Here is a 22,812-nt window from a genome sequence, read left to right on the forward strand (position 1 = left end):
AGTATGACGCGCTGTGCACGTCCGTACCTAACTCGGAAGCCCGATTACCCGTTGCCCGTGGTCTTGCTGAGTGTGCCGTTGGGGTGCGCGGTGAACTTGTACAGCTTGGTGGGGATCCGCTTGCCGTTCAGTACGACGATGAGGTTGCCGGGGTTGCCCACAGTCACCCGTACGTCGCCGGAGCTCGTGACTGATTGGGCGATGCCGGGGCTGAGGCGGCCCTGGAACAGGCGGCGGTTCTTCTTGTCGCGGACCGTCAGGTATGTGCCGTCGCCCTGTGCCGTCAGCGTCAGCGAAGTCCTGAGCACCGGCGGTTTGGCCGAGGTCGGCCTCGACGTCGGCCGCACTGTCGGCTGCGGTGAGGCCTTCGGGGTCGGCGTCGTGACCGTTGCCGTGGTGGTCGCGGTCCTGGACGCGTTGGCCTCGATGTCGCTCGGCAAACTGAAGAGCCGCACCGTTCCCCAGCCCATCAGGATGACCAGGATCGCGCCGACCACGAGCGCCCAGCGCGGGCGGGCCGGGCGGAGTGTCGGGGCCTTGACCGCGGCGCGTTCCTCACGCCGGGACTTCTCCTCCTCGACGGCGTGTTCGGCGTCGAAGGTGGCGAGTAACGGAGCAGGGTCGGCCTTGACCACGCGAGCGATCGACCGGATGTGCCCACGGGCGTAGAAGTTCCCGCCGCAGCGGGAGAAATCGTCGGCCTCCATGGCGATCAGCAGCCCGGACCTGATCCGGGTAGCGGCGCTCAGTTGCTCGATCGTCATGTCGGCCCGTTCGCGGGCCGCCGTGAGCTCGCTGCCGATGCTCACGTCCCCACCATCCTCTCCTCGTCCGACCTGTTCGCGGACATCGACAGCCGGTGAGTCGATATCAACAGCACGACATCAACTCAACGGCCTGGGTTCGACGGAGTCACGGACGAGTCAGAGTTGTTCCCTGACCGGACATCTGGCATCGGCCAGCATGTGCAGTGCCTGCACCACTTCCCCGTTGGACGGCCGAGCCGTCAACCCGAACGGTATCGCGAGTGAGGATCCGGTCAGACGGCGGTTGGCGTCGGTTGTCTTGCGGGTCGAACTCGGCATCGCACCGAGGACCGGCCCGGGATCCTGCAGGTGTACGGCGATCCGCCCGTCGTCGAGCGGATGCCGTCGCTGCAGCACCGTCACCTCTTCGATGTCCTCCCACCGGGTACCCACCCATTCGCTGCCGATGCGCAGCCGGATGCCGACGTCGTCGGCGACCAGCATGTCCCCGACGGTCAGCGCCCGGGCACACACCACGGCGAGTACGGCGAACGCGGCCGCCACGATCCAGCGCAGGATGCCGGCCGGACTCACGGACGCGGATGCCGCGAAGCCGATCGCGACCAGCGCTGCACCGACGGCGAGCCCGCCGTGTACGCGTTGCGAGGCACGAACGGTGAACGGCACGGGCTTGGGGTCGACGTCGAATCGTTCCTGCCTGGGCAGTGCGCTCGCGGCGGTCACGGTCTCACTCTCCTCGGAGGGTGGTGATGAAGTCCTCTAGGTCGTCGGGCTTGACCAGGACGTCCCTGGCCTTGGAACCCTCACTGGGACCGACGACGCCGCGGCTCTCCAGGATGTCCATCAGCCGGCCGGCCTTGGCGAAACCGACGCGGAGCTTACGCTGCAGCATCGACGTCGAGCCGAACTGGGTGGAAACAATCAGCTCCGCCGCCTGCACCACCAGGTCGAGGTCGTCGCCGATCTCGTCGTCGAGGTCCTTGCTCGGCCCGGCCACCGCGGTGACGTCCTCGCGGTACGTCGGCTCGAGTTGCGTCTTGCAGTGCTCGACGACGCCGTGGATCTCGCTCTCCGTAACCCACGCGCCCTGGATACGCATCGGCTTGCTCGCGCCCATCGGCAGGAACAGGCCGTCACCCTGACCGACCAGCTTCTCCGCACCCGGCTGGTCGAGGATGACCCGGCTGTCGGCCAGCGACGAGGTCGCGAACGCGAGTCGGGACGGCACGTTCGCCTTGATCAGACCGGTGACGACGTCCACCGACGGACGCTGCGTGGCGAGCACCAGGTGGATGCCGGCGGCCCGGGCCAGCTGGGTGATGCGGACGATCGAGTCCTCGACGTCGCGTGGCGCGACCATCATCAGGTCGGCGAGCTCGTCGACGATCACCAGCAGATACGGGTACGGCGTGAGCACGCGCTCGGATCCGGGTGGCGGCTTCACCTTGCCGCCACGGACCGCCTTGTTGAAGTCGTCGACGTGCCGGAACCCGAACGCCGCGAGGTCGTCGTACCGCATGTCCATCTCGCGGACGACCCACTGCAGCGCCTCGGCCGCCTTCTTGGCGTTGGTGATGATCGGCGTGATCAGGTGCGGGATGCCCTCGTAGTGGTTCAGCTCGACCCGCTTGGGGTCGACCAGGATCATCCGCACCTCGTCCGGCGTGGCCCGCATCAGGACCGAGGTGATCAGCGAGTTGACGAATACCGACTTGCCCGAACCGGTCGCACCCGCGACCAGCAGGTGCGGCATCTTCGCCATGTTCGCGACCACGAAGCCGCCTTCGACGTCCTTGCCGAGGCCGGCCACCATCGGGTGATGATCGTTGCGGGCGGTCGCCGACCGGATCACGTCGCCGAGGCTGACGATCTCCTTGTCGGTGTTCGGGATCTCGATGCCGATCGCGGACTTGCCGGGGATCGGCGACAGGATCCGGACGTCGGCCGACGCGACGGCGTACGCGATGTTCTTCGACAGCGCGGTGACCTTCTCGACCTTGACCGCGGAGCCGAGCTCGACCTCGTAGCGGGTGACTGTCGGGCCGCGGGTGTAGCCGGTGATCTGCGCGTCGATGCCGAACTGCTCGAACACCTCGGTCAGCCGGTCCACTACGGCGTCGGACGCCTTGGTCCTGGCCTTGTGGACCGAGCCCGGCTTGAGCATCTGCCCGTCGGGCAGGGTGTACGTGATGTCGCCGGACAGGCTCAGCTGCTCGACACGCTGCGGCAGCGGTGTGTGCGGCGGCGGCTCGGGCGCCGGTGCCGGCGGCTTGCTCGGGGCGGGCGCCTCGAAGGCGGGCTCGACCGCGGCAGCCGCAGCGATGTCGTCGGACCCGTCGACGTCGTACGGCTCCTCGACCACCGGCTGCGCCTTCGCCTTGCGGCCGCGCTTCGGGGTCTCCTCGAGCACCGGTGAGTCGTACGGCTTGATCGTCGGCTCGCCGTCCTCGTCGAGCTCGGCCTTGGCGCGCCGCTGCTTGCGGGTCAGCCGGACCGTGTCGTCGGTCGGAGCCGCGATCACGGACGGGGCGTCCTGGGGCAGCTCGGTGCGTCCCATCAGTACGTCGAACGCCGCCCGGAACCGCAGCGGGATCGCGTAGACCGGCGTCCCGGTGACTACCAGGGCGCCGAAGATCGACAGCAGCACCAGCAGCGGCGCTGCGACGTACTGCGTGAGCAGGTCGGAGAGGAACGACGAGACGAAGTACCCGATCGCGCCGCCGGCGTCACGCAGCGGTCCGTCGGCCGGGTTGCTCGGCCGCGGCAGACCGTTGGCGATGTGGATCAGGCCCAGTACGCCGAGGCACACCGCGGTCCACCCGATGACCTGACGGCCGGCTGGGCCGTTGCGGTCGGGGTGACGCAGCGTGCGGATCGCGATGACCACCAGCATCAGCGGGAGCGCCCAGCCGAGCATGCCGATGCTGCCGCCGACCACCGTCCGTACGCCGTCGCCGACGGAGCCTGGGAGGTCCCACCAGATCGCAGCGGCCACGACGACCGCCAGGCCGATCAGGAACAGGCCGGCGCCGTCACGGCGGTGCTCCGGCTCCAGGTCACGGGCGCTGTGGCCGATCCCCCGCACCATGCTGCCGAGCAGGTGCGCGATGCCGATCCAGACCTTCACCACCCCGCGGCAGAGCGCGAGCATGGCGGCCGCGAACGGGCCCGGTCCGCTGTTTTTGGGCGTGCTGGTCCGCGCTGCGGTGGATCCACCGCTGCGCTTCGTGCTCTGCCCACGCTTCTGGGCGCCTGACGGACGGGAGCGTCCACCGGCAGCCGAACGGGCCGTACTCGGCCGTTTAGCTGCCGATTTCTGCGCCCGCGCCGGGGAAGACGTGCGGGTCGCCATATAGATCAGGCTACCCCGACTACCCCTTGAGTCCCACGTGTCACACGCCGATCACGCTGGCTCATCCGTAGCGTCACGAACTGTGTGTCCGCCGTCGCAGTCGCTCCAGGTGCCACAGAACGACGTACGCGCCGACTGCGATCAGACCGCCGGAAACGAGCCCGATGAGCACCGTTCGTACGCCGGTCTCGCCGCCGAACCCGCCGTCGACCCTGCCCGCCTCCACGACCACTCCCCCGACCGCCAGACCGATCGCCACGACGTAGACGCCGTACCGCAGCCAGGTCGGCATGCGCTCGTCGACACGCTGCGGTGTCGTACGGCGGTACCAGCGATAGAGCCACACCGCGAGTACGAGGCAGCCGCCCAGTGTGCTGACGTACTGGAGGATGCGGTTCACGTCCCACCCGCCGACCACCTCTGCTCGGAAGACGCCCGGGAACTGGCGAACGAAGTACCCGTCGCCGTGGGTGAACGAGTCCCAGACCACGTGAGTCAACGCGCCCAGGACAGCCGAGACGACCGTCCAGAGCAGGAGCGTGGCACCGGGAGGCCGGAGTCGCTCCAGTGCAGGTAGACGCGCTGCGAGCGCGGGTGGGGCGAGAGCTGTGAGGGGTCGCCTCAATACCAGGGTGAAGACGGCGAGGAGCAGCAACGCCAGCAGCGGGTCCAGCCAGAAGGCTGAGGTGAACTCGTGGGTGAGCGTCAGCGTGAAGTTGCCGTTGATCCGCGTGGCGATCCGGTAGAGCGGGCCGACGTACAGCAGGTCGGGAGCCACTGCACCGGCGACCAGCGCCGACACCACGAAGGGCCGGCGGAACAGCGGGAGGACTGCCGCGGGGTGGGCGAGGGTGAACGGCACCCCCGCACCTTAGAAGCCCCCGAGGTCGTCGTTACGCGCCTGTGGTCCCGTCGAGTTGTTCCCGCAAGAGGTCGGCGTGGCCACAGTGGCGGCCGTATTCGCCGATCAGGTGGATGTAGATCATCCGCAGTGTCGACTCGGTGCCGTTGAAGGTGAAGCGGTCGTCCAGCGAGTGACCGGCGGCAGCGTCGTCGGACAGCTTCCACTCAGTGATCAGGCCGTCGTACGCCGCCTGCGCGTCAGCAGGGTCGATCAGCTCGAAGTCCGCGTCCTTGCCGAGCTCCGGCGCGAACAGCGGCTCCGCGGGCGAGTCTGCGAAGTGGATGCGGAACCAGATCCGCTCGACCTTGGTGAGATGCCGGATCAGGCCGAGCAGCGACAGGTTGGAGGGCGGCGACGGCCGCTCGGCCAACTGCTCAGCGGTCAGTCCGGCGCACTTGAACAGCAAGGTGGCGCGGTAGAAGTCCAGGTACCCGGCGAGCAACTCCCGCTCGGGGGCCACCAACGATCCGTCGGGCCGTTCCACCGGTGGTGCGATCCAAGTCATCGCACCATCCAAGCCGGTGCCTCGCCGGTCCGCGGAACCGGCCCCGGCATATTACCGCCAGGTGACCTGCAAGCGCTCTCATAAGCTTGCTGCGAAACCTCAGCGAAACAACGCGGCGTCTCACGGATTACGCTCAAATATCCCGAGGGATCAGTCTTCCCACAGACTGCAAGCGCTTGTAGTCTTTTGCAGTCAGACGATCAAGGGAGCCATCGTGAAGGTGCAGGCGCACGCGCTCAGGGACCGTCGCTTCGACGATTGGCAGCAGTCCGTCGCCGGCCGCTGGTCGATCGAGGACCTGCGCGCCGATCCGCGCTACCGCGACGACTGGATCTCGTTCGACTGCCTGTCCTGGGACGCCGATCGCGAACTGCTCTACCTCGGCCTGACGTCGATCAACACCGACATCTTCTGGACCTTCGAGCCCGGCACGCAGAAGTTCGAGTCGCTCGGCTACGACCGGGTCGGCGACCGTTTCGACGCCAAGTTCCACCGGTCGCTCGAGCGCGATCGCGACGGCTCGTACTTGGTGGCGACCGCGATGTTGCACGACATGGACCAGCAACGGCGGGCCGGCGGCGGGAAGCTGCTGCGGTACCGGCCGGCCGACGGCGGGTACGAACTGCTGGCCGTCCCGGTTCGGCGGCAGTACATCCAGTCGATCCTGCTCGACCCCGAGCGGCGCCTGGTCTACGGGTTCACCTATCCGGCAGAGCACCTGTTCGTGCACGAACTGCTGTCCGGGCAGACCCGGACGCTGGCCTATGTCGGCAATGCCCGGATGATCTGCCAGCCGCACAACGCGGTGCTCGATCCCCGCGGCCGCCTCTGGGGCACGTGGGGCGAGAACAGGGCCTTCGAGGACGACCTCGGATCGAGACCGATCAGGTACTTCTGCTACGACCCCGACCAGGACGCCTTCGAATGGTTCCCCTACGGACCACCGAAGTCGTGGGAGCGGGACACCGCGGCGGTCGACCACATGCTGCTGGCCGACGACGGCCTCATCTATGTCGGTACGACGGCCGGCGGCCTGAGCACGCTCGATCCCGAGACGGGACGGGCCGAATCACTGGGCAAGCCCTTCACCGGACGGCGGCTGGCGGGTCTGGTCCAGGCACGCGACGGCCACATCTACGGGGCCGGCAACGAGGGCATCGACGCCGAAGGGCGCGGCAAGGCGCGGATGTTCCGCCACGACCGGGCATCCGGCCGGACGGACGATCTCGGCCCGATCTTCGATCCCGCCCGCAACGACGGCGCGGTGAAGATCCACATGCTCGTCGAGGCCGAGGACGGCGTGTTCTACGCGGGCGAGAACGACAACCAGCTGCGTTCGTCGTACCTGTGGCGGTGTCAGCTCGATGACTGACGTGATCGACGGACACCGGCATCTCGGTCGCGGCGTGGACACCGTCGACGACCTCGATCACCTGCTCGCCGACATGGACGAGCACGGCGTCGCCAAGACCGTGCTGATTCCGGCCGACCGCGAGATCGCCGTCGACAACCGGGCGGGCAACGACGCGATGCTCGCCGCGGCGACCACCTATCCCGACCGGCTGTTGCCGATGGCAACCGTGAACCCCTGGTTCGGCGCGCAGGGGGTGGCCGAACTTCGCCGGGCCGTCTACGCCGGTGCGGTCGGCCTGAAGCTGCACCCAGCCCTGCAGGGCTTCGTGCTCTGCCACCCGATGGTCCATCCGTTGATCGCCGAGTGTCAGACGCTGGGCGTCCCGGTCTACGTGCACACGGGTACGCCGCCGTACGCACAGCCCTTGCAGCTTGTGGAGCTGGCCCGCACGTTCCCGAAAGTGACCTTCGTGATGGGGCACGCGGGCAGCACTGATCTGAAGGCCGACGCCATAACGGCGGCGGACCTGGCCGCCAACGTCGTCGTCGAGACCTCGTGGAGCCTGCCTGCTCGCTTGAGGCAACTGGTCGAGACGTACGGCGCGCACCGGGTGATGTTCGGGTCCGACGCGCCGTTGAGCTCGCTCGGTCTCGAGTTGGCCAACCACCGTGCTGCGGACCTCTCCGCACCGGACGCGGCCGAGGTGTTCGGCGGGACCGCGCGGCGGGTCTTCGGAGGAGGTGCGTCGTCATGATCATCGACGCGCACACCCATCTACCGCCCGACTCGTTCTACCCACCGGAGCTCGGAACGGGTCCGGAGGGATTCCTGGCCTTGTGCGACACCCAGGGTGTCGATGTGGCCTGGGTGTTCACGACCGCCGGCCTGAGCGATCCCGACCCGCACCACAACGACGTCGTACGGGCGTTCTGCGCCGCGGCACCGGACCGGCTCGTTCCGTTCTGCACTGTCTTCCCCCATCTCTCCGGCGCGGTGGACGAACTCCACCGGGCCGTCGAGGCGGGGGCGCGAGGGCTGAAGCTGCACCCTTGGCTGCAAGGCTTCTCGCCGATCGAGCCCGGTATGGACGACCTCGGTACGGCGCTCGAGACACTGGGGATCCCGGTGGTGTTCCATGACGGCACCCCACCCAACTCGTCACCGCTGCAGATCGCCGCGTTCGCCGAGCGTCATCCCGGCGTTCCGGTGATCCTCGGCCACGGCGGCCTGCACGACCTCTGGGTCGAAGCCGTGGCCGCGCTGCAGCGTGTGGACAACCTGTGGGTCATTCCGTCCGGGGCACCACCGGCGGGCCTGCGCCGGATGGTCGACGAGGTCGGCACCAGCCGGCTGCTGTTCGGCTCCGACGCCGGCTTCGGCGACCCGTACTGGCAGACCTTCCAGTTGAGCAAGATCCGTGACCTCCGGCTCTCCCCGGAGGCGGAGGCAACCGTCCTGAGCGGCAACGCCCAACTGCTCATGCAACCAGATCGAGGTTCGAGATGAGATTTCGCAAGCGCGCAACGGCGATCGTCGCTGCCCTGACCCTGGCCGCCGGCGCGGCCGCCTGTTCGGGGCCGGTGTCGGCCGGCGGGTCCAGCGGCGACTCCGGCGGCAAGACCAAGATCGTCTACTGGAGCATGTTCAGCACCGGCGAACCGCTGCAACAGCTGATGCAATCCGCCACCGACCGGTTCATGAAGGAGAACCCGGACATCACGGTCGAGATCAACTGGGCCGGTCGCGACGTCCTCACCAAACTGCAGGGTGCGATCAACGCCGGCCAGCAGGTCGACATCGTTGACCACTCCAACGACCGGGTCCGCAGTGCCGTGGTGCTGACCCACCAGGCCCTGAACCTCGACTCCTACCTGCAGCAACCGGCGTACGGCGCCACCACCGGCAAGTGGCTCGACGAGTTCGCGCCCGGATCGGTGCAGGCCTTCGCCGAGAAGGACGGGGCGTACGAGATCCCTCGCGACGTGTACGTCTCGGGCTTCTGGTACAACGCGAAGATGCTGGCCGACGCCGGCCTGAGACCGCCGGTCACCGGGATGACCTGGGACCAGTTCCTGCAGCTGATCCAGACGCTGAAGGCGAAAGACCCCGGCGTCTCGCCGCTCGGCGCCGACGGCAGCCTCGACTTCTACAACAACTGGTGGTTCAGCTACCTGGCGATCCGGCTGGCCGGTCTGGACTCGTTCCGCAAGGCGGCGTACGACAAGACCGGAGAGCTGTGGAAGCAGCCGGTCTTCCTCCAGGCGGCGAACATGGTCCGTCAGCTGCAGGACGCCGGCGACTTCCAGAAGGGCTTCGAAGGCTCGGTCTACCCGGCGGCGCAGGCCCAGTGGGTGAACGGCAAGACCGCGATGATGCTGATGGGCGCGTGGCTGCCGAAGGAGGTCGAGTCGCAGGCCCCGAAGGACTTCTCGATGGGCATGTTCGCGTTCCCGAACGTTGCCGGCGGCAAGGGCAACGATCTCGTCGAGTACTGGGCCAACGTGTACGCGGTGATGAAGAACTCCAAGCATCCGGACGCGGCCGTGAAGTGGGTCAAGTTCATGACGTCCGCGGCCGGCGCCGGTACCGAACTGCCGAAGGCCGGTTTCCCGACCGCTACCAAGAACGCGCCGACTCCCCCGACCCACCTCGCCCAGGCCGAGGTGCTGAAGACCTACAAGGTGATGGGTCAGCGCGGCGGCCTGAACGACGACATCCCGAAGTACATGACCGAGGTCTACAACCGCTGTGACGACCGCTTCTTCCTGATGCAGTCCGGCCCGTCGGACTTCATCAGCTGCCTGTCCGACGGCACGAAGAAGTTCTGGTCGACCAACACCCCGCCGAGCAGCTGAGGACCTGACCGTGAGACGTACAGGACGCAGAAGCGTGGTGGTGCCGTTCCTGTTCCCGGCGCTGGCTGTCTACACGCTGATCTTCGTGTACCCGGCCTTCGACGCCGTCCGGGTGAGCCTGTTCCAGTGGAACGGGTTCACCACCCGGATGACCTACATCGGGTTCGGGAACTACCGGCATCTGCTCTCGGACCCGACCTTCTGGGTCTCGCTGCGCAACACGGCGGTGATCGCCGTCGGCGGCGGTGCCGGCATCTTCGGCCTGGCGTTCCTCTTCTCCGCAATCCTGCAACGGGAGATCCGCGGCAAGAAGTTCTTCCGGGCGATCATGTTCTTCCCGATCGTGCTGCCGGGCGTCGGCGTCGGAATGATCTGGCAGTTCGTCTACAACCGGTCCTGGGGTCCGCTCAGCGCGTTCCTGGACGCGGTCGGGCTGGGCTCGCTGGACCAGACCTGGCTGGGTCCGAAGTTGATCATCCCGTCGCTCACGATCGCGGTGATCTGGACCTACATGGGTTTCTACCTGGTCATCCTGATGGCCGGGATCGACAAGATCCCGAAGAGTTACTTCGAGGCGGCGAAGATGGACGGCGCCTCGGACTGGCGGACGTTCTGGCTCATCACCCTTCCGATGACCTGGGACGTCCTGGTGGTCGCCATGGTGCTGTGGCTGATCTCCGCGATGAAGATCTTCGACCTCATCGTGGCGACCACCTTCCCCTCGCCGCCGCGGTCGGGTTTCACCATGACCATCTTCATCTGGGAACGGGCGGTCGGCGCGTACACCCCGGTCTTCGAGCTCGGCTACGCGACAGCGCTCGGCGTCGTACTGCTCGCCTGCGTCGTCGCCGGCGTCGCCGTACTGCGACTCATCACCCGTCGGGAACGGATCGAGTACTGACATGGACTCAGCGACACAAGTCGTCACATCGGCCAGGGAACGCCCGCTCGAGCGCGACACGCCTCGACTGACGCCGGCCCGGGTGATCGGGAACCTCCCGTACTACGTCGTGCTCGGGCTGTGGGCGGCCCTGACGATCTTCATCCTGCTCTGGTTGTTCAGCGGGTCGCTCAAGAACAACGTCGAGATCTTCGGCTCGCCGTGGGCGCTGCCCAAGGATCCGGCCGGTGCCGCGACGCAGAACTACGACGCCGCCTGGACCACCGGACACATGGGCCTCTACTTCATCAACAGCGTCCTGGTCACCAGCCTGTCGGTGGTGATCACGGTGGCGATCTCCGCACCGGCCGCATATGTGCTGTCCCGGATCCCCTTCCGCGGCAGCACGCTGATCAACTACTACTTCATCGCGGGCATGGGACTGCCGTTCCAGCTGATCCTCGTGCCGCTCTACGTGCTACTGGTGCAGATCGGGCTGATCGACACCCGGGCCGGCCTGACGCTGACGTACGTCGGCGTGTCCATCCCGTTCACGATCATCCTGCTGACCGGCTTCTTCAGGTCGCTGCCCTCGGAACTGGAGGAGGCCGGGGCGGTCGACGGCTGCTCCGAGCTCGGCATCTTCTGGCGGATCATGATGCCGATCGCGACGCCCGGGCTGTTCACGGCCGCGATCTTCAACTTCGTGATGATCTGGCAGGAGTTCCTGCTCGCCCAGCTGCTGCTGAGCTCGGACGGGAACAAGACGCTGCCGGTCGGCCTGATGGGGCTGCGCCAGACCATGCAGTACAACAGCAACTGGGCCGCCATGTTCGCGGCGGTCATGATCATCGTCGTCCCGTCGTTCATCGTGTTCGTCGCGCTGTCGAACCGGATCATGGCGGGCCTCACCCTGGGAGCCGGCAAATGAGTGGGCTGGTAGCAACCGAAGCAGGCCGGGTCGTGGCGACCCTGGGCGAGGAGGTCAACGGCCGGCGGCACGCGCGCAGCCGGCTCGACCTCGACGCCGGCGCCGAGACGCTGTACGTGCTGGCGCGATCGCACCGACCGGACGGACCACCGCTCGAGGTCCACGTCGGTGATACTCCGGTCGGCGCGATCCCCGCGACCAACGATCACGTGCTGACGTGGCGAGAACTGGTGCTTCCAGCCGGCGCGCGCACCGGCCCCGTCACGCTGTCGTCGTACGGCAATGCGATGGACGCGTGGACCGTCGGCGTCGACTACACGACCGGCGGTGGTGACGAGTTGTCGATCGATGCCGGGGGCACCTGGTCGGCCGATCGGATCGGCCACCTCCACCTGGCGCCAGGGCGTTACGTGGTTCGGGCGCGCGTCGAGGGCGTCGACGACCCGCATCCGCCGGCGCACGTCTGGGAGGACGTCGAGCATCCCGCCGTACGAGAGTTCCTCGGGCAGTTGCCGGCGGAGGCTCTGCAGTCGAGCGATCCGTTGGCCACAGCGCAGGCGCTGAGCACGTGGGTCTGCCGGTCGTGGCGGTACCGCAACACCAGCGAGGCCAGCCAGTACACGCCGTGGGACCCGCCGACGATCCTTTCCTGGGGTGCGAGCGAGCAAGGCCATGCGGGCAACCTCCCGGTGGTGATGTGCGTGCACTACGCGCTGGTGCTGACCGCGGCGTGTCAGGCGCTCGGGATCCCCGCGCGCTGCGCGGTGCTCACCGGTTCGATCAACGGGTACGACGGTCATTTCGTCAGCGAGGTGTGGAGCGAACGACTGGGCCGCTGGGTCATGCTCGATCCGACCTTCGACGTTGCCGTCGTGACACCGGACGGCCCCGCCGACCTGCGGACGATCCGCGACCTCGGCACCGACGTACGGCATCACGTGGTTGCCGGCCCTGGTATCGAGGACCGGCTGATGATGCCGTCGCAGCGGACGTGGTTCGAGGAGAACCTCTTGAAGGGGGTGTGCTTCCGCAACCGGAGCCTGTGGCCGCGCAGCGATTTCCTGTCGCGCCCGGACCTCACTCCCCCGGGTCATGGCTCAGCGTCCTACACCGAACTGGATCTGGTGTGGGAAGACCGCTGCCGGGATACCGGGTTCGGTATGTTCCAGTACTTCGCCGGCGACGACTGGTTCAAGGCCCCGCCGGCTGTGTGGGCGAAGGTTGCCGCCGATGCCCGTTGAGGCGCTGGTCGGCCCGCGCGTGGTCCTCGAGGACGTCGTGCTCGACGAACATGCCGTGCTCGTCCGCGACCGCCGGATCGAGGCGATCGTCACGGCGTCGGAGGTCCCTGCGGACGCCGTACGCCGGAATCTCGGCGACGGGATCCTGACGCCGGGTTTGATCGACGTCCACACGCACGGCGCCGGCGGACACAGCTTCAACGAGGGCACCGAGCCCGCGACCCGCGCCGCTCTCTCTGCCCTGCTGGCCGCTGGCGTCACCACCGTGCTTCCGACCATCGCAACCGCTCCGCTGGAGGACATCGAGGCAGCCGTGGGTGCGATCGCCTCCGTCCACGGCGACCCGGGCTTGCCGCGCGTACCGGGTGCGCATCTGGAAGGGCCGTACTTCGCTCGCGCCCAGTGCGGTGCGCAGGACCCGGACAATCTGCGCTCTCCGGACGACGGCTCGATCGACCGGCTGCTCGAACAGGCCGCCGCGATCCGGATGATCAGCTTCGCCCCTGAGCTGCCCGGTGCCGTGGCCCTGACCCGGCGGCTGGTCGACGCGGACATCCTGCCCGCGGCCGGACACAGCGACGGCCGCGACGAGGACCTGCGCGCCTGTCAGGAGGCCGGGCTGCGGCACGTGATTCACATCTTCAGCGGCCAGTCCAGCACGGTACGGCGGGGGCCGTGGCGGCAGCCCGGTCTGCTCGAGGCAACCCTGACGTCCGACGACCTGACCGTGGAAATGATTGCTGATGGCAAGCACCTTCCACCGACCCTGCTCCGGCTGGCGCACCGCTGCCTGCGCGGACGGCTGTGTCTGGTCTCGGACTCCACGCCGGGCGCCGGCCTGCCCGACGGCGAGCGCTACCGGATGGGCCGACGCGAGTACGTGGTCGCGGACGGCGTCGGCATGACGCTCGACCGGACGGCGTTCGGAGGCAGTACGACGCTGTTGCCGCAGATGATCCCGATCGCTGTGCAGGCGCTGGGAATCGCACTACCCGAGGCCGTCGCGATGGCGTCGGCCGTCCCGGCCCGCGCCGCCGGTCTCGACGACGTCGGCAGGATCGCGGCCGGCTGCCACGCGGACCTCGCGCTGTTCAACGAAGACCTCACCCTCAAGGCCGTCGCCGTCGGCGGCCACTGGAACGACAACGACTCATCAACTGGAAAGGAACCATCACGGTGAAACAACTCCGGTACGGCGCGCTCGAGGTGTTCGTCGCGGACTCGCCCGACGAGCTCAGCACGGCCGCCGCCGAACACTTCGCTGCCGCCGTCAAGGCGGAGCTCGCGGAGCGGGACGAGATCGCCGTCATTCTGGCGACCGGGAACTCGCAACTGGGTTTCATCAAGGCCGCCCGCGAACGCGACGACATCGACTGGTCCCGGCTGACCGTCCTGCACATGGACGAGTATCTCGGCATGGACGAGAACCACTCGGCCAGCTTCCGCCGGTGGATGCACGAGAACCTGGCCTCGTTCGTGAAGCTCAAGGCTTTCCACGGCGTCGAGGGCGACCATGAGCCGATCGAGGAGGAGCTCGAGCGGTACGGCGAACTGCTCCGCACCCTCGACCCGGCGATCTGCGTGATGGGGATCGGGGAGAACGGCCACCTCGCGTTCAACGACCCGCCCGCCGACTTCGAGACGCGTGAGCTCATCCACCTGGTGACGCTCGACGAGGCCGCCCGTAAGCAGCAGGTCGGTGAGGGCCACTTCCCATCGCTGGCGGAAACTCCGGAACAAGCGCTGTCGCTGACGATCCACGCGCTGCTGCGGCCGCGCACCGTGCTGGTAATCACGCCGGAAGCCCGCAAGGCGCCCGCGGTCGAACGAGCCTTGACCGGCCCGGTGACCCCGGACTGCCCTGCGTCCATCCTGCAGACGACACCGCACGTGCGGCTGTTCCTCGACGACGAGTCGTCGGCACGCCTCGGCAACGACCAGTAGACGGCAACGTTTCGGCTAGGGTTTGCGGTGTCGCTTCGGCGCCGTCGGGAGGGAGAACGGTGAGGGTCACTCTGGCCGACATCGCGAAAGCCTGCGATACGTCCTTGTCGACGGTGTCGCGGGCGTTGTCCGACCCGGACCGGGTGAACCCGCAGACCCGGGAACGGATCCAGCGGGTCGCCCGCGAGATGGGCTACATGACCAACCCGATCGCCCGGGCGCTCGCGGTCGGGCGGACCGGCGTGATCGGACTGATCGTGCCGGACATCGCGAACCCGTTCTTCCCGCCGATCATCAAGGCGGTCCAGGCGCGCGCCGGGCGGAAGAACACCGCGGTCCTGCTGGCCGACACCGACGAGCACGCCAGCGACGAGCTCGAACGGGCCGCCGTCCTGAGCAAGCAGGCCGACGGCCTGATCCTGGTCTCGCCGCGGACGGCGGAGCAGCGGCTGGCCGAGTTCATCGAGCTGTCGCCGGTCGTCTTCGTGAACCGGCAGGTCGAGGGTGCGCCGAGCGTGATCATCGACAATTCCGACGGCATCACCCAGGCCGTTCAGCACCTCACCGCGCTCGGCCATCGCCGGATCTGCTACCTGAACGGACCGCGCCGGTCGTGGTCCAACGAGCGCCGGCGGACCGCGCTGCAGGAGGCGTGCGCGCAGTACGGCGTCGAGCTGGTCGAGTTCGGCCCGTTCGAGCCGCAGGTCCAGGCCGGCGTCCGCGCGGCCGACCTGGTGCAGTCCAGCGGGACGACCGCGGTCATCGCGTACGACGACCTGATCGCGCTCGGCCTGATGGCGAGGCTGGCCGAGCACCGGCTGGTGGTGGGGCGCGACGTGAGCGTGATCGGCATCGACGACAGCCCGATGTCCGATGTCGCCTATCCCACGCTGACATCGATCCATGTGCCCGGCGCCGAGGCGGGCGCCGTCGCCGTGGATCTCCTGCTGGAGCAACTCGACGCCGACGGCGACGACCGGCCCGCCCTGGTGCAGCTGGAGACGCGGTTGATCATCCGCGGGTCGACAGGCCCCGCTCCCACCCGGTAGCCATCTCACGATGTGACCGCCTATCTCATTGAGCGAGATAGGCACTGGCGCCGGCCGTAGCCCGTTCGTTACGGTTCTCGGCAGGTCATGAGTGTCAGCGACAAGCCCCGGCTAGCTGGCCGGCAACCCTCCTCCGCGGTGGGGTGCCCCGGGTGAAGACCAGGCCGTGCGGATACCCCGCTCGGCAAGTGCGGACTTCCCTGGGAGCAGCATCATGTCGATCCTGTCCATTCTCGAGCCGGCCAGTACGACGACTCCGCGGCCGGCGATCGCCCGGCTCGCGACCGGGAGCATCCCCGCCACGGTCGGCTCGGACCTCCTGGTCCCGCTCGCCGACGGCCGGGTCACCGACTACGCGAACTTCGACCACGGTGCGAGCGCGCCGTGTCTGGAGTCCGTCCGGGCCAGTGTCGAGGCCGCGCTGCCGTCGTACGCGTCGGTGCACCGCGGCAACGGGTACGCCTCGCGGATCACCACCCAGTGGTACGAGCGGGCGCGCGCCGAGGTGCACGCCTTCGTCGGCGCCCGTGCGGACGACCAGGTGATCTTCACCCGGCAGACCACCGACGCGCTGAACCTGCTGGCCCGTGCGGTGCCGGCGGACGCGACCGTGATCGTGTTCGAGTCCGAGCACCACGCGGCGCTCCTGCCCTGGCCCAGCGACCGGACTGTGCGGCTCACAGCGCCGTCGAGCCCGGCCGAGGCCGTGACCCGTATCGCCGACGCGCTCCGTCAGGCGCCCGAGGGTCCGCGGCTCGTGGTGATCACCGGCGCGTCCAACGTCACCGGCGAGATCTTCCCGATCGCCGACATCGCCAAGGTGGCCAAGGCGCACGGCGCGCGCGTCTGCCTGGACGCCGCGCAGCTCGCCCCACACCGGCTGGTCGACATCGCCGCGCTCGGCGTCGACTGGGTCGCCCTGTCCGGTCACAAGCTCTACGCGCCGTACGGCGCGGGCGCACTGATCGGCCGCTCCGACTGGCTCGACGCCGCCGACCCGTACCTGCACGGAGGCGGCGCGACCCACGCCGTCACGAGCGACACCGTGGTGTGGACGACCGGTCCGGCCCGCCACGAGGGCGGCTCCCCGAACGTCATCGGCGCGATCGCTCTGGCGAGTGCCTGTGCCGCGATCAGCAAGCACCGCGACGCGATCGAGCAGCACGAGCGCAGCCTGCTGGCCCGTCTGCGCACAGGGCTCGCCCAGATCCCCGGCGTCACGACGTACTCGATCTTCGGCGAGGACGCGGACCGTGTCGGCACGGTCTGCTTCACGGTCGCCGGTCTGACCTCGACCCTGGTGTCCGCGGCGCTGAGCGCGGAGTACGGCATTGGCGTCCGGGACGGCAAGTTCTGCGCGCACCCGCTCGTCGGCCACCTCCTCGCCGGTTCCACCGAGCACGGTACGGCGGTCCGCGCCAGCCTCGGCCTCGGAACTACCCGTGAGCACGTGGACCGGCTCGTCAACGCCGTACGGACGCTGGCCACGAGCGGGACGCGCACGGAGTACGCGGAGAGCGCGCACGGCTGTCAGCCGGCCGACGATCCCCGCGATCTCCAAGCACCCCACATCTGGTGAACCCACGCATCTGGTGAAACGGCCCTCCTACTGCTCAGGAGGTACGAGACCTACATGGTGAGCAGCGAACGCCAGTAGGTCCGCCCACTCCGCCGCGATCATCGCGGCGGGCTTTCCGAAGCCATGGCCGGTGTTGACCTCGACCCGAGTCAAGACCGGCTGCGGACCGGACTGGGCATGCTGCAGCGCCGCGATGAACTTGTGGCTGTGCAACGGAACCACCCGGTCGTCGTGGTCACCTGTGGTCACGAGAGTTGCCGGGTACGCCGTACCGTCGCTGACGCGATGCAGTGGCGAGTACGCCAAGAGGTCCTCGAACTGCTCCGGGTCGTCCGGCAGACCGAAGTCGGAGGCCCACGCCGCTCCCACGGTGAACAGGTGGAACCGCAGCATGTCCAGGACCCCCACACCGGGCAGTGCGACGGCGAAGAGGTCTGGCCGCTGCGTCATGACCGCGCCGACGAGCAGACCGCCGTTGCTGCGACCGTGGATGGCCAGCTGCGCCGGTGTGGTCACGCCGGTGTCCCGCAGGTGTTCACCGACCGCAATGAAGTCGTCGAACACGTTCTGCTTGTTCTTGAGCCGCCCCGCGTCGTGCCACTCGGTCCCGTACTCGCCGCCACCGCGCAGGTTCGTGATCACGAGTACGCCGCCTGCAGCGAGCCACGCCGGCCAGCCGGGGCGGTAGTCGGCCTCGATCGGGATGCGGAACCCGCCGTACCCCCACATGAGCGTCGGACGCGGCGTCTCGAAGTCGAGGTCGGACCGGGTGATCAGGAAGTAGGGCACGTCACGGCCTGGAGCGATCCGGCGTGTGACGGTGACCTGCGGCGAGGTGAATCCACCAGAGCCTCGGACCAGCTCCGGCAACGCGCGTACGTCGCCTGACCCGGTCGAAACGGCGTACGCGAGCGTGGGGTCGGTTGTCGTCGACAGCCCGATGAACAGCTCGTCGTACTCCGGTCCGGCGTTGAGGCCGACCACTCCCCCACCCGATACGTCGACGACACGCTGCCCCGACCCGTCCAACGCGTAGAGCGTCAGCACCGGCTGCGCGTCGACAAGCGTCAACGTGGCCAGGCCGTCCGCCGTACCGCGGACTGCCTGCAGTGTCGACTCGCCCTCCGGGACGAGGTCGGTGAACTCGCCGGCCAGCGTAGAGAGGACCACGCGGCCACGGGACGCGTCCCGGTCGGTCCGCAGTACCAGCTGGTCGCCGGACATCCGTACGAAGGCGATCTCGTCCGCGAACTCGTCGACGACCTTCACCGGCTCACCGAAGCCGTCGGAGGCGATCGGATAGACCCAGAGCCGCGTGCTCGGGTCTGTCCCCTCGGTGATGTGGACTACGAGGTAGCGGTCGTCGTCGGACACCTCAGGCATGAAGAAGTACTGGTCCTTGCCCTGGAAGCTCAGCACCAGCTCGTCCTCGGACTGCGGTGTGCCGACCCTGTGCAGCATCAGCCTCCCACCACCGAGCGACGCCGTCTCGGTCCCCTCGCTGCGCCCGCTGGCCGGGTAGTGCAGATACAGGTACGCCGAACTGTCCGGAAGCCACGTCGCCTCGCTGAACTTGGCTTCCGACACCACATCGTCGACCGGCGCACCAGCCGCGATGTCGAGCAGCCGGAACGTCGTCCAGTCGCTGCCGCTCTCGTTGATGCCGTACGCGAAGTACTTCCCGTCCGGGCTCACGGTGAACGAGCCGAGTGAGTCGGTGCCGTCCTCGGAGAGGGTGTTCGGGTCGATCAGCACGCGACCGCGGGACACCAGCTCGTCGAGCGAATCGGCAACGTAGATCACGTCCTGTGCCTGCGTGCCGTCGTTGCGCCCGACGAAGTACCAGCCCGCCTTCTTGACCGGTACGCCGGCGCGTGGGCGGGCGAGGATCTCGGCCATGGTGGTCTGGAACCAGCCGCGCTCGGAGTACCCGGCCAGCTCGGCCTGCGTGTACTCGTTCTGCCGGTTCACCCAGTCCTGGGTGTCGGCCGAGTCAGGGTCTTCCAGCCAGCGGTAAGGGTCGGTGATCTGGTGCCCGTGCAACGTCTCGACCACATCGTCACGGCGGCTTTCCGGATAGGTCATGCTGACAAACCTAGCTCGTGACGGTCACACTGCGAGCGTGATTAATGACCTGCTGCTGGGTGCCGCTGCAGTGGCCGGTGAGCGGGTGCGTCTCGACGTACTCCAGCGGGTCGTCGACCTACCGCCGAAGGACTTCCTGGACGCCCTGGACGCACTGGTGCGTGCGGGCGTTCTGGTCGTCGCAGCGGACGTCGGCGAGGCCTGGTTCGCCGACGAGTCCGTACGCCGGGATACCGAGGCAGGACTGCCCCTGAGCGAGCGCGCCGACCTGCACCGGCGTACAGCGGAGGCCCTGGACGCGCCGGCCGAGGTGCAGCGGCACTGGTCTGCAGCCGCCGCAGTGACACCAGATCCACGAGAGCGCGCACAGCTGCAGCTGAACCTCGCACAGGCAGCTGTCGCAGCTGGCGACCTCCCGGCAGCACACGCGGCTGCCCAGGCCGCGGTCACGACCGCACGCACCTTGCAGGACTTCGACCTGCTCGCAGACGCGGCAGTGACGCTGGAGCCGATCGGCCAGTCCGCGTGGGACGGCGACATCCACCAGTGGTGCACCGAAGCGCTGGCCACGCCCAGCCACTCAGCAGCGACAACGGTCCACCTACTAGCCCGCCAGGCACAGACAGCGATCTACCTCGGTCGCTGGTCGGAGGCGGCGACTGCGAGCAGCGAAGCGCTCCGCCAGGCCGAGAGCATCCGCGACGACGACCTGCTCGTCGAGGCACTCACTGCACGCCAACTCGCCACCAGTGGACCTGACGACGTCGACGAACTGGCCACCGCGGCACGCCGGATGATCGAGCTCGGTACGTCAACCGGCCGCGCCGAGATCGAGCTACGCGGACGCCTGTGGCAGGTGGACGCGCTCTGGTACGCCGGCGACCTGGCCGCGATCGCAGCCGAGACAGGCCGACTCGCGAGCTGTGCCGGTCGTGTCAGCGGTCCGCACGGCCGCTGGCACGTGCTGCTCACACGGGCGTCGCTCGCACTGGCCAGGGCTGAGTTCGACGAGACCCAAGCCCTGCTCGACGACGCGCTGACCGGCTTCCGTCAGATCGACCACCCGGCGGCGCATGGTGCCGAGGTCGCCTTCCAGATCCTGCTCGGCCACCACCGCGGTCACACCGAGGACCTGCTGGGCCCCGCGGCCTGGCAGTTCGGGACGGATGTCCGCTGGGACCTGTCCGCCCGCCTGGCCCGCGCATTCGTACTGGTGGACGCAGGTCGGCTCGAGGAAGCAGCTGCGGCGTACGAACGCTGCGGCCGCCCCGAGTCCTGGCAACCCATGCGGGCCGCCGAACTGCTGATGGACGCCATCGCCGCGCGCGTGGCGGCCGCACTCAGCCGCACAGACGACGTACGGCGCTTTCGTGCGCGGCTGGAACCGCACCGCGGCCGGTACGTCGTTGGCGGTGCCGGCGCGACCAACTTCCTCGGTCCGGTCGAACTGGTACTCGGTGCGTGCGCTGCCTCGCTCAGCGATTGGGATGCGGCCGCTGCGGATCTCCAGAAGGCCGGTGCGCTCTGTCGAGCGATCGGTGCGCCCGGCTTCGCGGTCGAGGCCGCCTGTCTGCTGGCCGACGTGTACGAGCAGTCCGGTGATACAGCGCGGGCCCGAGCCCTGGCCGCCGAGACGCTGCCGCTGGCGAAAACACTGGGGATGACTCCCTGGATCCAAAAGCTGGCACCGCCCGCGGGCCCGTTGAGTCAGCGCGAGCGGGAAGTCGCCGATCTGGTCGCCAACGGCCTCAGCAACCGGGAGATCGCCGCTGCACTGGTCATCTCCGAACGAACCGCCCAGAACCACGTCCAGCACATCCTGACCAAGCTCAACTTCGCGAACCGCGCCCAGGTGGCCGCCTGGGTGAGTAAGCGATGAGCATTTCGGACGATGCGCCAGGCCTCCAGGCGGCGGACGCTGAGGAACATGACGCGACACGACCAGACCGGCGCCGACCTCGACCTGTGGGACCAGGTCACCAGCACCTACTTCGCTGAGCGCCTAGGCACCAAAGCGGCACGTACAGCACCCCGTGTGGACCTGTACGTCGACCCCGTCTGCCCCTACACCTGGGTGGTGGCCTGCTGGCTACGAGAGGTGGCCCAGCACCGCGAGCTCGACCTGAGCTACCACGTGATGAGCCTGCTGATGCTCAACGAAAGCCGCGACGACAGCTACAGCCGGCACCTCGACGCGTCGACGGGTCCGTCCCGGGTCGCGACCGCAGTCGTCACGCACCACGGCAGTGAAGCGTTCCGGACCTGGCACGGTGCTTTCGGCAACCTGATCTTCGACCACTGGCGCTACCCGACGCCAACGGAGTACCGCGACGCCTCGGCAGCGGCCCTGAGCGTGGCCGGACTGCCCGCGACGCTCGCGGCCGCCGCCGACACCACGGAGTACGACGAAGCGCTGCGGCGGAGCCATGACGAAGGAACTCTTCCGGTGGGGATCGACGGCGGTACGCCGGTTGTCCACATCGACGGGGCTGCCTTCTTCGGACCGGTCCTGAACGCGGTCCCCCGTGGCGACGACGCGCTCCGCCTGTTCGACGGCGTACGGCTGCTCGCGGGGTGTCCTGACTTCTACGAACTCAAACGCACCCGGACTGCGCCGCCCGATGTGCGCTACGTTCCCAACAAAACGAAGGCACGGTCATGAACGACGACGAACTCTGGGCCGCGATCGATGCGCAGCGGCTGCGCACGGCCGAATTGCTAGCAACGCTAGGGCCGGACGACTGGTCGCACCGCTCGCTGTGCGACGGCTGGACCGTGCGCGACGTCGCCGGCCACCTCACCCTCCAGCAGACGACCATCGGCGACGTACTCCGCCTCGCCCTGAAGCATCCGGGCGTTCACAGCCTCAACTGGATGATCCAGACCTCCGCCCGCGACCAGGCGGCCCTGCCGACCGAACAGCTCATCAGCGAGATCCGCGGCATGGTCGGCTCCCGCCGGCACAACCTCGGCGTCACGCCGCGAGAGACGCTGATCGACATCGTCGTCCACGGGCAGGACCTGGCGATCCCGATCGGCCGGACGCTCGCCGTCCCGCCAGAGGTCGCCGCGACGGCGGCCTCGCGCGTCTGGGAATGCCGGGGCACGCGGCTGTCCAAGGTCTTCAAGCCGGTGCCGTACGACGGTCTGAGACTGGTCGCCGACGACATCGAGTGGAGCGTCGGCGACGGGCCGGAGCTCCGCGGTCCCGTGCTGTCGTTGCTCCTGCTGCTCACCGGGCGTCGCGTCGTACTGCCGCAGCTCGTCGGTCCCGGCGCAGAGGTTCTACAGCGGGTGTGACGTCGTACTCACCGGCTCCGGCTGGCGGCATCCCGCGCAGGCGCCGGAGCCCGGTGAGCACGACTG

At 68.4% G+C, this 22,812-nt stretch carries 20 protein-coding genes and 1 riboswitch; of the genes, 14 read left to right on the forward strand and 6 right to left on the reverse strand.

Going from position 1 to position 22,812, the window contains the following annotated elements:
* Positions 1–44 precede the first annotated feature (44 nt).
* The 5 genes from ACWF0M_RS22795 to ACWF0M_RS22815 form a co-directional block, all read right to left on the reverse strand.
* A complete protein-coding gene (locus ACWF0M_RS22795; RefSeq protein ID WP_452237692.1) occupies positions 45–809 on the reverse strand; it encodes a helix-turn-helix domain-containing protein in 765 nt (254 codons plus the stop codon).
* Positions 810–923: 114 nt separating this feature from the next.
* Positions 924–1,490 carry a hypothetical protein gene (locus ACWF0M_RS22800; protein ID WP_452237693.1) on the reverse strand — a complete coding sequence of 189 codons (567 nt, stop codon included), beginning with the start codon at positions 1,488–1,490 and terminating at the stop codon, positions 924–926.
* A 4-nt stretch (positions 1,491–1,494) separates the two neighbouring features.
* Positions 1,495–4,119 carry a DNA translocase FtsK 4TM domain-containing protein gene (locus tag ACWF0M_RS22805; protein WP_452237694.1) on the reverse strand — a complete coding sequence of 875 codons (2,625 nt, stop codon included), beginning with the start codon at positions 4,117–4,119 and terminating at the stop codon, positions 1,495–1,497.
* A gap of 73 nt (positions 4,120–4,192) precedes the next feature.
* Complete coding sequence (locus ACWF0M_RS22810) at positions 4,193–4,981, reverse strand: DUF4184 family protein (protein ID WP_452237695.1); 789 nt, start codon at positions 4,979–4,981, stop codon at positions 4,193–4,195.
* 31 nt (positions 4,982–5,012) lie between these two features.
* Entirely contained in the window at positions 5,013–5,528 is a 516-nt protein-coding gene (locus tag ACWF0M_RS22815; RefSeq protein WP_452237696.1) for a DinB family protein, read from the reverse strand.
* A gap of 214 nt (positions 5,529–5,742) precedes the next feature.
* Between ACWF0M_RS22815 and ACWF0M_RS22820 the strand changes: the two genes are divergently transcribed.
* The 11 genes from ACWF0M_RS22820 to ACWF0M_RS22870 all read left to right on the forward strand — a co-directional run bounded on the left by ACWF0M_RS22820 (position 5,743) and on the right by ACWF0M_RS22870 (position 17,361).
* Positions 5,743–6,900: a hypothetical protein gene (locus tag ACWF0M_RS22820; protein WP_452237697.1), complete on the forward strand. Its 1,158-nt coding sequence runs from the start codon at positions 5,743–5,745 to the stop codon at positions 6,898–6,900.
* The gene (locus tag ACWF0M_RS22825) at positions 6,893–7,636 is read left to right on the forward strand and encodes an amidohydrolase family protein (RefSeq protein WP_452237698.1); all 744 of its coding nucleotides are present in this window, start codon (positions 6,893–6,895) and stop codon (positions 7,634–7,636) included. The genes ACWF0M_RS22820 and ACWF0M_RS22825 overlap by 8 nt, the downstream gene beginning before the upstream one ends.
* The gene (locus ACWF0M_RS22830) at positions 7,633–8,388 is read left to right on the forward strand and encodes an amidohydrolase family protein (protein WP_452237699.1); all 756 of its coding nucleotides are present in this window, start codon (positions 7,633–7,635) and stop codon (positions 8,386–8,388) included. The genes ACWF0M_RS22825 and ACWF0M_RS22830 overlap by 4 nt, the downstream gene beginning before the upstream one ends.
* Positions 8,385–9,737: an extracellular solute-binding protein gene (locus tag ACWF0M_RS22835; protein ID WP_452237700.1), complete on the forward strand. Its 1,353-nt coding sequence runs from the start codon at positions 8,385–8,387 to the stop codon at positions 9,735–9,737. The genes ACWF0M_RS22830 and ACWF0M_RS22835 overlap by 4 nt, the downstream gene beginning before the upstream one ends.
* Before the next feature lie 10 nt (positions 9,738–9,747).
* Entirely contained in the window at positions 9,748–10,638 is an 891-nt protein-coding gene (locus ACWF0M_RS22840) for a carbohydrate ABC transporter permease (RefSeq protein WP_452237701.1), read from the forward strand.
* A gap of 1 nt (position 10,639) precedes the next feature.
* Positions 10,640–11,548, forward strand: a complete 909-nt coding sequence (locus tag ACWF0M_RS22845) for a carbohydrate ABC transporter permease (RefSeq protein ID WP_452237702.1) — start codon at positions 10,640–10,642, stop codon at positions 11,546–11,548.
* A complete protein-coding gene (locus tag ACWF0M_RS22850; protein ID WP_452237703.1) occupies positions 11,545–12,789 on the forward strand; it encodes a transglutaminase-like domain-containing protein in 1,245 nt (414 codons plus the stop codon). The genes ACWF0M_RS22845 and ACWF0M_RS22850 overlap by 4 nt, the downstream gene beginning before the upstream one ends.
* Complete coding sequence (locus ACWF0M_RS22855) at positions 12,779–13,969, forward strand: N-acetylglucosamine-6-phosphate deacetylase (RefSeq protein ID WP_452237704.1); 1,191 nt, start codon at positions 12,779–12,781, stop codon at positions 13,967–13,969. The genes ACWF0M_RS22850 and ACWF0M_RS22855 overlap by 11 nt, the downstream gene beginning before the upstream one ends.
* The gene (locus tag ACWF0M_RS22860; protein WP_452237705.1) at positions 13,966–14,733 is read left to right on the forward strand and encodes a 6-phosphogluconolactonase; all 768 of its coding nucleotides are present in this window, start codon (positions 13,966–13,968) and stop codon (positions 14,731–14,733) included. Before ACWF0M_RS22855 ends, ACWF0M_RS22860 begins: the two co-directional genes overlap by 4 nt.
* A gap of 59 nt (positions 14,734–14,792) precedes the next feature.
* Entirely contained in the window at positions 14,793–15,782 is a 990-nt protein-coding gene (locus tag ACWF0M_RS22865; protein WP_452237706.1) for a LacI family DNA-binding transcriptional regulator, read from the forward strand.
* Positions 15,783–15,865: 83 nt separating this feature from the next.
* Positions 15,866–15,979: riboswitch (SAM riboswitch) on the forward strand.
* A gap of 17 nt (positions 15,980–15,996) precedes the next feature.
* Positions 15,997–17,361, forward strand: a complete 1,365-nt coding sequence (locus ACWF0M_RS22870) for an aminotransferase class V-fold PLP-dependent enzyme (protein ID WP_452237707.1) — start codon at positions 15,997–15,999, stop codon at positions 17,359–17,361.
* A gap of 27 nt (positions 17,362–17,388) precedes the next feature.
* Here ACWF0M_RS22870 and ACWF0M_RS22875 read toward each other — a convergent pair whose 3' ends face one another.
* Complete coding sequence (locus tag ACWF0M_RS22875; RefSeq protein WP_452237708.1) at positions 17,389–19,446, reverse strand: prolyl oligopeptidase family serine peptidase; 2,058 nt, start codon at positions 19,444–19,446, stop codon at positions 17,389–17,391.
* A 37-nt stretch (positions 19,447–19,483) separates the two neighbouring features.
* On the opposite strand from ACWF0M_RS22875, the gene ACWF0M_RS22880 reads away from it, so the two are divergent.
* From ACWF0M_RS22880 to ACWF0M_RS22890, 3 genes are read left to right on the forward strand one after another with little or no spacing between them, the layout of a single operon-like run.
* A complete protein-coding gene (locus ACWF0M_RS22880) occupies positions 19,484–21,325 on the forward strand; it encodes a LuxR C-terminal-related transcriptional regulator (protein WP_452237709.1) in 1,842 nt (613 codons plus the stop codon).
* A gap of 48 nt (positions 21,326–21,373) precedes the next feature.
* Entirely contained in the window at positions 21,374–22,108 is a 735-nt protein-coding gene (locus tag ACWF0M_RS22885; protein ID WP_452237710.1) for a mycothiol-dependent nitroreductase Rv2466c family protein, read from the forward strand.
* Complete coding sequence (locus tag ACWF0M_RS22890) at positions 22,105–22,746, forward strand: maleylpyruvate isomerase family mycothiol-dependent enzyme (RefSeq protein WP_452237711.1); 642 nt, start codon at positions 22,105–22,107, stop codon at positions 22,744–22,746. The genes ACWF0M_RS22885 and ACWF0M_RS22890 overlap by 4 nt, the downstream gene beginning before the upstream one ends.
* The last annotated feature ends 66 nt before the right edge of the window (positions 22,747–22,812 follow it).

The organism is Kribbella sp. NPDC055110, from assembly GCF_053607525.1.

Coding starts and splice junctions, on each gene's coding strand:
- ACWF0M_RS22805 (WP_452237694.1), bottom strand. CDS start 4,119: ATGGCGACCCGCACGTCTTCCCCGGCGCGGGCGCAGAAATCGGCAGCT.
- ACWF0M_RS22815 (WP_452237696.1), bottom strand. CDS start 5,528: ATGACTTGGATCGCACCACCGGTGGAACGGCCCGACGGATCGTTGGTG.
- ACWF0M_RS22825 (WP_452237698.1), top strand. CDS start 6,893: ATGACTGACGTGATCGACGGACACCGGCATCTCGGTCGCGGCGTGGAC.
- ACWF0M_RS22830 (WP_452237699.1), top strand. CDS start 7,633: ATGATCATCGACGCGCACACCCATCTACCGCCCGACTCGTTCTACCCA.
- ACWF0M_RS22835 (WP_452237700.1), top strand. CDS start 8,385: ATGAGATTTCGCAAGCGCGCAACGGCGATCGTCGCTGCCCTGACCCTG.
- ACWF0M_RS22845 (WP_452237702.1), top strand. CDS start 10,640: ATGGACTCAGCGACACAAGTCGTCACATCGGCCAGGGAACGCCCGCTC.
- ACWF0M_RS22850 (WP_452237703.1), top strand. CDS start 11,545: ATGAGTGGGCTGGTAGCAACCGAAGCAGGCCGGGTCGTGGCGACCCTG.
- ACWF0M_RS22855 (WP_452237704.1), top strand. CDS start 12,779: ATGCCCGTTGAGGCGCTGGTCGGCCCGCGCGTGGTCCTCGAGGACGTC.
- ACWF0M_RS22870 (WP_452237707.1), top strand. CDS start 15,997: ATGTCGATCCTGTCCATTCTCGAGCCGGCCAGTACGACGACTCCGCGG.
- ACWF0M_RS22875 (WP_452237708.1), bottom strand. CDS start 19,446: ATGACCTATCCGGAAAGCCGCCGTGACGATGTGGTCGAGACGTTGCAC.
- ACWF0M_RS22885 (WP_452237710.1), top strand. CDS start 21,374: ATGACGCGACACGACCAGACCGGCGCCGACCTCGACCTGTGGGACCAG.
- ACWF0M_RS22890 (WP_452237711.1), top strand. CDS start 22,105: ATGAACGACGACGAACTCTGGGCCGCGATCGATGCGCAGCGGCTGCGC.